An 11406-nucleotide genomic window follows, 5' to 3' on the forward strand; every position below is an offset into this window, starting at 1 on the left:
ACGAAAGTCGCAAGCGACCGACCGCAGCACGCGTTGCCCCAGGCAGTGACACCCGATCAACCGAAACGCGGCGCAGAGCCCCACACATCGACAGGACCGGATGGACAACGCTCCCCGCTTCGAAGAAGAAAGCGACTACACGTTAAAGCCGCATGAGCGGCCGTTGGTACTGGGCGGCCCTGCCAGCCCCGATCATCCGGCGGGAAGACGCTATGCCTACTTCGCAATCGGCTGCCTGATCTGCATCACCCAGGGCCTCGGCAACGGGCTGGTCTCGGTGAACCTGAATTACGCGCAGGGCACGCTCGGCCTCTACAGCGATGAAGCGACCTGGCTCACCGCCGCCTATTTCATGGTCTATGCGACCTCCAACCTGATCCTCGTGAAATTTCGCCAGCAGTTCGGTCTGCGGCGCTTTGTCATCTCCCTGCTCGTCACCTACGTCGTGTTCGCGATGCTGCATGTGTTCACGCGAGGATTTGCCTCGGCCGTCGTGGTGCGGGCCGTCAGTGCTATCTCCGCAGCGGGCCTTTCGTCGACGGGCATTTACTACATGATGCAGTCGTTCCCAGGGCCGAAGAAGATGCTCGGGATGCTGATCGGCATCAGCGTGCCTCAGCTTGCGACGCCGCTCGCGCGCGTCCTGTCGCCCGGGCTGCTGGAAACAGGCAACTGGCATCGGCTCAACTGGTTCGAGCTGGGCATGGCGCTGGCGACGCTGGCAGCCGTGATGGCCCTGCCCTTGCCGCCCAGCGAACGTCGCAAGGTCTTCGAACCGGCCGACTTTCTGACTCTCGCCGTGCTAGGGACAGGGCTCGCACTATTCGTGGCGATATTCTCCGAAGGCCGGATCGAATGGTGGACCGAGCGCGTCTGGTTGGGCTGGGCGCTCGTCGGCAGCATCGCGCTGATCACCGTGGGCCTGATCATCGAGCACTTTCGCGCCAATCCACTGATCAATACGCGCTGGCTGGGTACCCGCGAAGTCGCCCGCATCATGCTGATCGCAGCGGCGATCCGCATCCTGCTCTCCGAGCAAACCTTTGGCTCGGTCGGTCTGCTGACGCTGTTCGGCATGCTCAACGACCAGATGATCACGCTCAATACGATCATCCTCGTGGCATCGATCGCCGGCATCGTCTTCAGCGCACTGACGCTCGATCCAAAGAATCCCGGCAAACCGATCGCCGTGGCAGCCGTGCTGATTGCGATTGGCGCCTTCATGGATGCGGGCGCAACCAACCTGTCGCGGCCGGAAAATTTCTATCTCAGCCAGGGGTTGATCGGCTTTGCCTCGCTGCTGTTCCTCGGGCGCGCAATGGTGATCGGCGCGGCGCGAATGGTCGTGGGCGGCAGCCAGAATTATCTGGTGAGCTTCATCGTCGTGTTCAACATCAGCCAGAGCGTGGGGGGTGTTGTCGGCAGTACCTTGCTCGGCACGTTTCAGACGATTCGCGAACGGTTCCATTCGAACGAACTCGTTCAGTCGATCGTCATGAGCAATCCGGTGGTCGCCGCGCAGATGCACGCGGGTGCCGGACAACTGTCGCAACGCGTGGCACGCGAAGCCAATATTCTGGCCTACAACGACGTTTTCTTGCTAGTAGGTGTGCTGGCCAGCATGACTGTTCTTTGGGGTGTGGTAATCCAGTGGTCGATGTGGCGACGTCGCGAGGTCTCGCCGCTCATCCTTCTCCAGCAGCAAGTGATGAAAGCACAACAGGCGCAAGCTAACAGGAAGAGCCCGGAATGAACGAGCCTAAGAAAGAACTGCCGGCAAGCAACACTCAAACGCAACCTGCTGCCCCGCCCGCTGCGGCGGCCGAGCCCAGCGGCTGGCATCCGCCGAAGAAAAGCCTGCTGACGATCATCATCATCGTAGTACTCGCGCTGTGTGCGATCGGCGTGGTCCTGCGCGCGTGGCGTCTGCCGCCCTTTGCCGGGCCTGTCGAGGATACCGACAACGCCTATGTACGCGGGTTCGTGACGACCATCAGTTCGCAGGTGAGCGGCTATGTCACGAGCGTGCCGGTCGACGATTTCCTCGAAGTAAAGGCCGGCCAGATTCTCGTCACCGTCGACGACCGCATCTATGCGGCGAGAGTCGCGCAAGCGCAGGCCAATCTTGAGGCGCAGCAGGCCGCATTCGATAATTCCGCGCAATCGCAACGCTCGCGCGAACTGGCGACACGCAGCCAGGACGCGAACATTGCCGCGGCGCGCGCACAGCAGGTCCGCGCCGAAGCCGACATGCGCCGCGCAGATGCACTCGTCAAGGACGGCTCGCTTTCGAAACGCGAGTACGACCAGACCCGCGCCACATTGCTCGCAGCGCAGGCCGCGCTGCAACAGGCCGTCGCGGGCCGTTCGATCGGTACCGAAGACGTGCGCACCGTGCTGGTCGCGCGGCCGGGATTGAAGGCGGCGATCGATTCCGCCAAGGCGGCGCTGCGCAGCGCACAGGTCGATCTGGAGAACACGGTGATTCGCGCGCCAGTCGATGGACAGCTGTCCGAAGTCGGGGTGCGCAACGGCGACTACGTCACGGCGGGCACGCAGATGATGTCGCTGGTCCCGCACTTTGTATGGATCGTGGCCAACTACAAGGAAGCGCAGACGCATCGCATGCGCCCCGGCCAGCCCGTGACGTTCCGCGTCGATGCGCTCGGCGACGCGAAGCTGCATGGTCATGTCGAAAGAATTTCGCCGGCAACGGGATCGGAGTTCGCGGCGATCAAACCCGACAACGCGACCGGCAATTTCGTCAAGGTCGCGCAGCGCATTGCTATCCGCATCAGCGTCGATCCGGGACAGGAACTCGCGAAGCGGTTGCGGCCCGGCATGTCGGTCGAAACCGCGGTCGATACGCGCGATGGTGACAAATGAAGCGCCGCGTTCTTCGTTGCGTTTCTAGCTGCGTCCCTGGCCTCGGCGTTGCATTGCTGCTATCCGCCTGCGCGGGACCACCGGTCAAAGTCGCCACCGTACCTGCTGTCGTCGAGCCGGCAACATGGCAAGGCGATGCCGCGCAGACGATGTCGCTGGACAAAGACTGGTGGCGGCAATTCGGCGATCCGGTATTGACCGCTCTCGTCGAGAAAGCGCTCGCCAACAATAGCGACATCGGCAAGGCAGTCGGCCGCGTGCGCGAGGCGCGCGCAGACGCAAGGATCGCGCGTGCCGCGTTGCTGCCGACACTCAACGCCGGCTTCGACAACGCCGGGCGCTCGCAGATCGTCAGCCCGTTTGGTACGCCGCTCCTGCTCAACACCGCACAGTGGGAGCTCGACGCTGCATGGGAGGTGGATCTGTTCGGCCGGCTGGCGGATCAACGCGCCGCCGCGCGTGACGCGTACCTCGCCAGCGCGGCAGCACGCGACGCCACGCGACTGTCGGTCGCGAGTTCGACGGCGAGCAGCTATATCACGCTGCTAAGCCTCGACGCACAGTTGAAAATTGCCGAGGCCACGCTAACCGCGCGCGCGAATTCGCTGCGCCTCGCCAAAACGGAATTCGCGAACGGCTATTCGTCGCGGCTGGAATTGCAACAGGCGCAGTCGGAATACGATTCGACCGCGCAGCTCATCCCGCAGACCAAGCTCGCGATCACGCGCGCCGAAAATTCGTTGAGCGTGCTCATCGACGATCTCCCCGGCGATATCCCACGCGGCGGCGCGCTCGACAAGCTGACCGAGCCGGTCATTCCGCAGACCTTGCCATCCGGATTATTACGGCGGCGCCCCGACGTCGCAGCAGCTGAATATCAGCTCGCCGCCGCAGACAAATCTCTCGCCGCGGCGCGCAAGAACTTCCTGCCGCAGTTCAATCTGGCGGCCTCGTTTGGTCGCTCCTTTGGTACCGAGCAGATCTACCCGTTCAACATCTGGTCGATAGGCGGGAGCATTCTTGCGCCACTGTTCGAAGGCGGCAAGCTGACTGCGCTCGCCGACAAGGCCGGCGCGCAGCGCGATCAGGCCGCCTTCGCCTATCGCGGCACGGCGTTGACTGCGATCAGCGAGGCCGAGAAAGCGCTGGCAGCAGTTCAGCGTCTGGATGAGCAACTGGTGCTGGCCATCGCCCAACGCGACTCCCTGTCCGAGCAGTTGCGGATTGCCACCAATCGCTATCGAGAAGGCTACGCGGGTTATCTGGATCAGCTCGATGCGCAGCGCAATCTGCTTTCGGCGGAACTCGGTGTGGTGCAGTTGCGCGCCGATACGCTTGCGGCACGCGTGACGCTGTATCAAGCGATGGGTGGTGGGTGGAGCGTCGAGATGATCGGCAAGGCGGATGCGGACTAAGTGGCGCCTGCCCCTGCGTTCGGATCTCGACGTTTCGGCCCGCTGCACTGCGAGCTGTTAGAGATCGACAGTTATCGGCGCTCCGTCGACCAGAGAACAGCATGCGACGGCGAGTAAGCCGTTGCAGACGAACCCGAGATTTCGCCGAGATCGTTGATCCCGCTAGCATTACTTCCGTCGCCACCAGGAAGCGTGCCCAGATCGGTCATCACGCCTCTCTCGTACAGAAACGCGTGCGAGTTTCCACTGGCGATGGACGACGATCCGACTATCTGACCGCGCTCGTTGATCGAGTGAGCCGTACTGCTGTTGCCGCCGGGCAGCGTGCCGAGGTCGATCATCACGCCCTTCTCGTACAGAAACGCGTGGTCGTTGCCGCCAGCAGTAGACGACGAACCAACCACCTGACCTCGATTGTTGATCGCGTAAGCGGCACTGCTGTTACCGCCGGGCAATGCGCCCAGGCTGGTCATCACGCCCTTCTCGAATAGAAACGCGTGCTGGTTGTTGTCGCTTGTCGTGGACCAGCCGACTATCTGCCCGCGATCGTTGATTGAGTTAGCCGAGCTGTAGAAGCCGCCGGGGAGCGTGCCCAGATTGGTCACCACACCTTTCTCGAACAGAACGGCGTGCGACGCCCGGGTCGAATCGAACGAATAGCCGACGGCCGCGCCGCGATTGTTGATGCCGTAAGCGGTACTGTTGTCGCCACCAGGGAGCAGACCGAGGTCGGTCACGGTAGCTTTGTCGAATAGCGCCGCGTGCGGGTACTCCGTTGCGATGAACGAGTAGCCGACCGCCTGACCACGTTCGTTAATCCCGTAGGCGCCGGCGCTGGTGCCGCCATCGAACAGGCCGAGGTCGATCACCTTGCCGTGTTCATACAGCGTGGCGTGCTGCTCCCCGCTTGCGAGAATCGAGTAACCGACCGTCTGGCCGCGCTCGTTGATGGGACCCGCCGTGCTGAGGTCGCTACCGGGCAGTGTGCCGAGGTCCTTGATAACGTAACTCGGGTGAGCTGCGGCTGGCTGGAATGCAGCGATTGTGAGCAGAATGAAAGCAGTTAGCGTGCGGTGAACGTAATGCATACGGATCATTGGCTTGCATGCGGTTTGCACGGCGATCTCCTTTCCTGGGGTGTGCCATGGACCGCGATACGACGCCGGTTCATGGGCTGCACAAAGCGGTATGGCTTGTGACGCGATGTCGCGTGGGGTCGACGGGGAATTGCGTCTTCTTGTGCGGGAAACTGGATATGCATGCAGCGAGAGGTCATCGACCAGTCTAGTCGATGGGATGGTTTCTTCAACCGATTAAATCGTGCGGCAGATTATTGAGCGCGCACGATTATCGCAGCGATTACTCCACAGGCAACGCAACCGGGACACGCATCCTGTACAAGGAAAAGACCTGTATGGCGAGCGCGCAAAGAATCGCACTGCCATAAGCGGCAAGCAGATTCAGCCGTGTCAACGTCAGGCTTAGTACGTAGAAGAACACGGCGAAGCCCAGCAGTGCCGTCACGACACCGCGCATCAACGGCCGCACGGCTGCGTGACCGATCATGCGGTGACCGAATACCGCGAGGATGATGACCATGAACGGAAACGACGCGAGCACACCGCTCGTTTTAGGCCCGACATAAGGTGCGATCAACGTCACCCCGACCACCAGCGCAGCGATCAGCACCATGCGGGAAGGCAAATCCCACCACGGTGGATCGAGCCTGACGGTTCTAACGGTGTGGTTGGGAATGAGGTTGAGCGCGAGCGTAACGGTCAGAATGGCGATCAGAAACAGGACCATTTGCGGCAGCGCGCTCCATTGCAGAAGACCGGCCACGACGCAAAACGTCGCGCATGCGCCCGCGAGCGCCGCGAGCCATCCGCGCGGCGCCAGCCTGTAGTACGCAAAACAGAAGACCGCTTGCGCAGCCGTTGCGACGAGCGAGCCCGCTGTAGCTTGCGCTGCAAAGGCAGGTCCATGCTCGAGAGCGAGGAACACGGAAATCGGCCCCGATGTGAGCGGCAATCCCACCAGCAACCCACCGATCGCTTCGCCCCAGCGACGCACCGCAAGGGATGCGGCCAACAGCAACAGCGGCGTAACAGCGAGCTTGAGAACAAGAAGATTCATGAATGACGGCACAACTCAGAGGATGTCGGCGTAGGGCAACGTACGCGGGTCGGTAGCTGCTTCGGAGTGGCTACGCTTCGATATTGAGGACAGCGCCTTCGGCTGACAAACCATTTGTCGTCATACAATGCGTGAGTACGACTCACGCATATGGCTATTGTGTTCGATCGACTTCCACCCCTGCAAACGCTGCGCGCCTTTGAAGCAACCGGCCGGCTGTTGAGCATGACGCTCGCAGCGGACGAGCTGCATGTCACTCACGGCGCGGTGAGCCGGCATATCAAGACCCTCGAAAGTCATCTCGGCACCGCGTTGTTCCAGCGCCTGACGCGGCGCATCGTCCTGACCGAAGCGGGCGCCGAATTCCTGCTGGCGGTGACTCGTGTGCTGGGAGAACTGACGAAGGAATCCGAACGCCTTCGTGCCCACGACAATGTTGCGCGCCTGAAGATCAACGCCAGCGTGTCATTTGCAAACAAGTGGCTCGCGCCGCGATTGCATCGATTGAAGGCGCTTCATCCGGAACTCGATGTGCACCTCGATGTGACCGACACGCATATCGATCTGAACGACAGCGACGTCGATGTCGCTATCCGTTATGGAAGTGGTCGCTATCCGCGGGTTCTTGCCGAGCGGATTCTGGAAGAAACCGTGACGCCGGTTTGCAGCCCGGCTTATCAGGCGAAGATGGGCGGGCTGACTTCTGTCGCGAGTCTTGCGCGGTGTACGTTGCTACACGAGGACCGCATGCTGGCCAACTGGGAGCAATGGTTTGCACTGGCGAACGTGGACAGCATTCGTAGCGATCGCGGTTCGGCCTACAGTCACGGAAGTCTCGCTATCGAGGCGGCGATTCGCGGCGAAGGTATCGCGCTTGGACGTAGCGTGATCGTGGCTGACGATATTGCGGCGGGATATCTGGTTGCGCCTTTTCCGCAGTTTCGGCTCAAGGCGGAGCGCGGTCATGATCTTCTTTATCGGATCGGTAGTCGGGATGATGCGAAGGTGTGCGCGTTGCGGGACTGGCTGGCTGATGAGGTGCGGGTGTTTCTTGCGCGTGGGGGGTGATGGTCTGGCGCCCTCTTGCATGGGACCTTTGATGTCGTCGCGAATGCGCGTAAAACTATCCGCTTTGAAGCCCTTCGGCTCTTTCAACCTGAGAACGCCACCGTTTATACAAATCTCGACGGCGGCCGGGATAGCGATCTGACAGCAATTCCGCGTGCTGGATGCGATCGGTGCGGAATACGCGAAAATCCTGACGTAGCTCGCACCAGGCAGCCAGATAACGTTTGGGTCCGTCAAAACCCAGCAAGAATGGCCAGATGGTTCGCCCCGTATCCGCATCGTTGACGTCACGATATGAGATCGCTAATTTCTTCTGCTCACGTATGGCTTGACGCAGCGTGACCAGATCGATCACGTCAGGCGGCGACTGCTGGTCGCTGACGTAAAAGGGGTCGTCGTACAGTTGCCGCTGCAATTCCGACGGAAGCACGGCTTCAATCTTGGCGAGTAAATTCTGCGCTGCCGAGGCAAGGTTGCCATCGGTCTGCTGACGAACCCATTGAGCTCCAAGCATGAGCGCGTGGAGCTCTTCTTCGGTAAACATCAAGGGGGGAAGCAGGAAGCCTGGTTTCAGCACATAGCCGACTCCGGGCTCTCCTTCGATGTCCGCACCTATCGCTTGCAGACTTGCGATATCACGACGGATCGTCCGCAGCGAGACATCTGCTTCGCGAGCAAGCTGAGCCCCCGGCACCGGCAGATGGTGCCGGCGCAGTATCTGCATGAGATCGAACAGGCGATGGCTTCTGGACATTCGTCAACTGTATCCCGATCTGGCTTCAGACACTTCCATCGATACTATTTCGCGTCACCAGTATCCGGTCGGCGAACACGCGCAAATCGTTGACGAACAGCTCGGGTTCTTCCCATGCACCGAAGTGCCCGCCACGCGGCATTTCAGTCCAGTGGACGATGTTGAGCCAGCGCTCAGCACGAACCCGTGGCGCAGGCACGATGTCGGACGGAAAGATTGCCACTCCGACCGGTACAGTGCCGCGCTCAGGCGGCGGTGTCCGCATGTCGCGAACGGTTTCAACGTACATCCGGGCCGAGGAATTGAACGTCTGCGTTGCCCAGTAGACCATGAGGTTTGCACACAGACCGTCCAGACCGTAGATCTTCTCGATGTCCCCATCACTCCAACAGTGGAATTTCTCGAGGATCCAGGCTGCGAGCCCTGCCGGACTGTCGTTAAGCCCGTAGCTCAGGGTCTGAGGCTTGGTGCCCTGAATCATCACATAGCCGCCCTCGGCAAACTGCCAATGCTGCGAGCGCCTGAAATAGTCCTGCTCCTCCGGCGTGGGATCCTCGGGGTGTGGGTAACCCCAGAAGACGTTGCTGTAATGAGCACCCAAGAGCCGTTCCTTGTGATTGCCACGTAACGCTTCAATCACCTGCTGTCCGACGTCACTGCCATGCGCCAGAAACCGCTCATAGCCGAGCTCACTCATGAGCCTGGCGAACATATCCGCGGTACGCCTCGCGTCCATACCCAGTCGCGGCGGTCGATCTGAGAAACCATAACCGGGCAGCGCCGGTGCAACGACATCGAAACCGGCGGCCGTCAGGCGGGGGATGACATCGAGATATTCGAAGATCGAACTCGGCCAACCGTTCACCAGCAGCAGGGGCACGCCCTTTCCCGTTGTGGCACGTGCGTGCACGAAGTACAGGCAAATGCCGTCCAGCGTCGCACGGAATTGCGGCAGTTCATTGAGGCGCGCCTCGGCCGCGCGCCAGTCGAAGCGTTCCCTCCAGTGTTCGCAAAGACGTCGAAGGAAGGACAGATCGGTGCCCAGCTCCCAGGCTTGTCCGTCGATCTCGTCGGGCCAACGTGTCTGGCCCAGACGCGTTTGCAGGTCGGTGAGCACTTCATCCGGGATGGTGACCCGGATCCGCTGTATGGCGGAGTCGCCGCCTTCGATACTAATCAATCGTTGCACTACCTCGTTACCGACCATGACAGTTCACTCCATTTAGTCCGGTATTGAGGATAGGGGGTGAGCTGGACAGATTCTGTCACCATTCGGCTAGAACGTCGCCGAATCGAAAGGTGCTATTGGCCCAACCTGACTTCTTAAATGAGGAAAAATCTTCGGCGAGAGCCCTGGTAGGCGATCGAGCTTGAGCGGCCCGCACGACGGCCTATAAAATGAATAAGCGTCTTACGGCCTGGAGGAGAACATGAAAATCACCGGTAGCTGCCACTGCGGCGCAATCGCCTACGAGGCCAACGTCGATCCGCAAAAAGCAGGGCTTTGCCATTGCACCGATTGCCAGACATTATCGGGCGCACCGTTTCGCGCAAGCGTGCCCGCCTTGGCCGCAGACTTTCATCTCCTGCGCGGCCACCCGAAGATCTACATCAAGACAGCGGCATCCGGGGCGAGACGCGCTCAGGCGTTTTGCGTTGAATGCGGCACGCCAATCTACGCGTCAGCCGCCGAGAATCCCACTCAATACAATCTGCGACTCGGCGCAGTGGCGCAGCGCGCGGAAATCCCGGCACTCAAACAAGGATGGTGTGACTCAGCACTTTCGTGGGCTCAGAACATCGCACCGCTACCAGGGCGTCCACAACAGTGATGCGCATTAGAGATTCAACTCATCATTCCAGATTCGTATGCCGCGCACGCATGGACGCCTCATCGACATCAAGACGGCCTGCAAGCTGCGCAACGATGTACTCACATAGCAGGAACAGGCCACCTTCGTAGGCACTACCCATCAGAAGCGCCAGCGGTCCCGACGTATGCGCCACCGGACGCGCCATAGTCCGGGCAGGCAAAAGAATCGTTAGGTCCGCGCAATGCCGCAACGGTGCATCAGGTTCCGCGGTGAACAGTACAGTCTTCGCGCCTGCGGTCTGTGCGATCCGCATCAAAGCAGCGACGGTGTCGAAGTGTCCAGGACCGGCGCTCGCGATGAAGAGGTCTCCGCCCCCTACGGCAGGCAACGCCATATCGCCAACAGGCGTCGCGCGCAGCCCCAGATGAAAAAGCCGCATGCTGAACGCCCGCATCATGAGCCCTTCCCTGCCGAGTCCATGTAGCGCGATAACGCCCGCTTGCGCGAGCAGACCGCACAATGCATCGACGTCCTCTACCGCGACTGCTGCGACGACCGCCTGCAATTCACGGCACGCGCTCGCGGCCCATTCCGGTAGATCGACGGCAGGGACCTGACCGGTAGCAGTGTTCTTCATGGTGTCTACCTCTGAAGGTCAGGAATTAAACCCGGGCGATCGTATGCAACGCTACGCTACCCGTGCTCTACTAAGCCAACGGAAAAACCAGATCCGCACGCGCCCGCGTCGACTCGATCAGCACCGCGTTAACCTCGTCAGTGTGCTGAACCCAGTTTCTCGCCGCAACTTCATCGCGACCAAACCGCATATGACGCTCAACGAGCCGCTGCCTGCGCAGCTCCGGATCGACATCGACATACCACGCTTCATCGAGCAGCGGCCGAACATCTTTCCAGTGGCCGCGATCGAGCAACAGATAGTTGCCTTCGGTAATCACGAGCGGCGTATCCGGCATGACGGGAATCGCTCCGGCGATCGGCTCTTCGATCTCACGACGAAACGTAGGCGCGTAAATCACTTCATCGGAGCGCTGGGCGCGCAGACGACCCAGCAGCGCAACATAACCCGCACTGTCGAAGGTATCTTCCGCGCCTTTACGAGCAGCGCGGCCAAGCCGTTCAAGTTCGACGTTCGCAAGATGAAACCCATCCATCGGCACTATGACCGCGCGATCAGGAAAAGCTTCGAGAATGGCCTGCGCCACCGTCGATTTGCCGGCACCCGGTGCGCCAACCAGCCCAAGAATACGGCGCTTGCCGTGGGCGATAAGCTGTTCCAGTCTTGCAATAAAACGATCTTCGATCATCGAGACAA

General features: G+C 60.7%; 11 protein-coding genes. 5 read left to right on the forward strand and 6 right to left on the reverse strand.

Translation table 11 applies throughout. From position 1 onward, the window contains the following. Positions 1–100 precede the first annotated feature (100 nt). From M0D65_RS00910 to M0D65_RS00920, 3 genes are read left to right on the forward strand one after another with little or no spacing between them, the layout of a single operon-like run. Positions 101–1753 (forward strand): MFS transporter, encoded by a 1653-nt coding sequence (locus tag M0D65_RS00910; protein WP_266250415.1) that lies wholly within the window; start codon positions 101–103, stop codon positions 1751–1753. Further along, positions 1750–2886 (forward strand): HlyD family secretion protein, encoded by a 1137-nt coding sequence (locus M0D65_RS00915; protein WP_266250417.1) that lies wholly within the window; start codon positions 1750–1752, stop codon positions 2884–2886. Before M0D65_RS00910 ends, M0D65_RS00915 begins: the two co-directional genes overlap by 4 nt. Continuing rightward, positions 2883–4301: an efflux transporter outer membrane subunit gene (locus M0D65_RS00920; protein ID WP_266250419.1), complete on the forward strand. Its 1419-nt coding sequence runs from the start codon at positions 2883–2885 to the stop codon at positions 4299–4301. The genes M0D65_RS00915 and M0D65_RS00920 overlap by 4 nt, the downstream gene beginning before the upstream one ends. Positions 4302–4372: 71 nt before the next feature. On the opposite strand, the gene M0D65_RS00925 is transcribed toward M0D65_RS00920, so the two are convergent. Next, complete coding sequence (locus M0D65_RS00925; RefSeq protein ID WP_266250421.1) at positions 4373–5389, reverse strand: HAF repeat-containing protein; 1017 nt, start codon at positions 5387–5389, stop codon at positions 4373–4375. Between the two features lie 271 nt (positions 5390–5660). After that, positions 5661–6437, reverse strand: coding sequence for a hypothetical protein (locus M0D65_RS00930; protein WP_266250423.1), 777 nt, complete (start codon positions 6435–6437; stop codon positions 5661–5663). 150 nt (positions 6438–6587) lie between these two features. On the opposite strand from M0D65_RS00930, the gene gcvA reads away from it, so the two are divergent. Then, positions 6588–7505 (forward strand): transcriptional regulator GcvA, encoded by a 918-nt coding sequence (gene gcvA / locus M0D65_RS00935; RefSeq protein ID WP_266250425.1) that lies wholly within the window; start codon positions 6588–6590, stop codon positions 7503–7505. 55 nt (positions 7506–7560) lie between these two features. Here the strand turns inward: gcvA and M0D65_RS00940 are convergent, their stop codons facing one another. Beyond that, positions 7561–8259 carry a YafY family protein gene (locus M0D65_RS00940; protein ID WP_266250427.1) on the reverse strand — a complete coding sequence of 233 codons (699 nt, stop codon included), beginning with the start codon at positions 8257–8259 and terminating at the stop codon, positions 7561–7563. Between the two features lie 25 nt (positions 8260–8284). Then, the gene (locus tag M0D65_RS00945; protein ID WP_266250429.1) at positions 8285–9466 is read right to left on the reverse strand and encodes an epoxide hydrolase family protein; all 1182 of its coding nucleotides are present in this window, start codon (positions 9464–9466) and stop codon (positions 8285–8287) included. A 223-nt stretch (positions 9467–9689) separates the two neighbouring features. On the opposite strand from M0D65_RS00945, the gene M0D65_RS00950 reads away from it, so the two are divergent. Then, the gene (locus M0D65_RS00950; protein WP_266250431.1) at positions 9690–10091 is read left to right on the forward strand and encodes a GFA family protein; all 402 of its coding nucleotides are present in this window, start codon (positions 9690–9692) and stop codon (positions 10089–10091) included. Between the two features lie 22 nt (positions 10092–10113). Here the strand turns inward: M0D65_RS00950 and M0D65_RS00955 are convergent, their stop codons facing one another. Together M0D65_RS00955 and M0D65_RS00960 are read right to left on the reverse strand one after the other, a co-directional pair. After that, positions 10114–10710, reverse strand: a complete 597-nt coding sequence (locus tag M0D65_RS00955; RefSeq protein ID WP_266250433.1) for a hypothetical protein — start codon at positions 10708–10710, stop codon at positions 10114–10116. A 70-nt stretch (positions 10711–10780) separates the two neighbouring features. Next, complete coding sequence (locus M0D65_RS00960; RefSeq protein WP_266250435.1) at positions 10781–11398, reverse strand: nucleoside/nucleotide kinase family protein; 618 nt, start codon at positions 11396–11398, stop codon at positions 10781–10783. Positions 11399–11406: the final 8 nt, after the last annotated feature.

It is taken from the genome of Paraburkholderia sp. CHISQ3 (genome assembly GCF_030464945.1).
GTDB lineage: Bacteria > Pseudomonadota > Gammaproteobacteria > Burkholderiales > Burkholderiaceae > Paraburkholderia > Paraburkholderia megapolitana.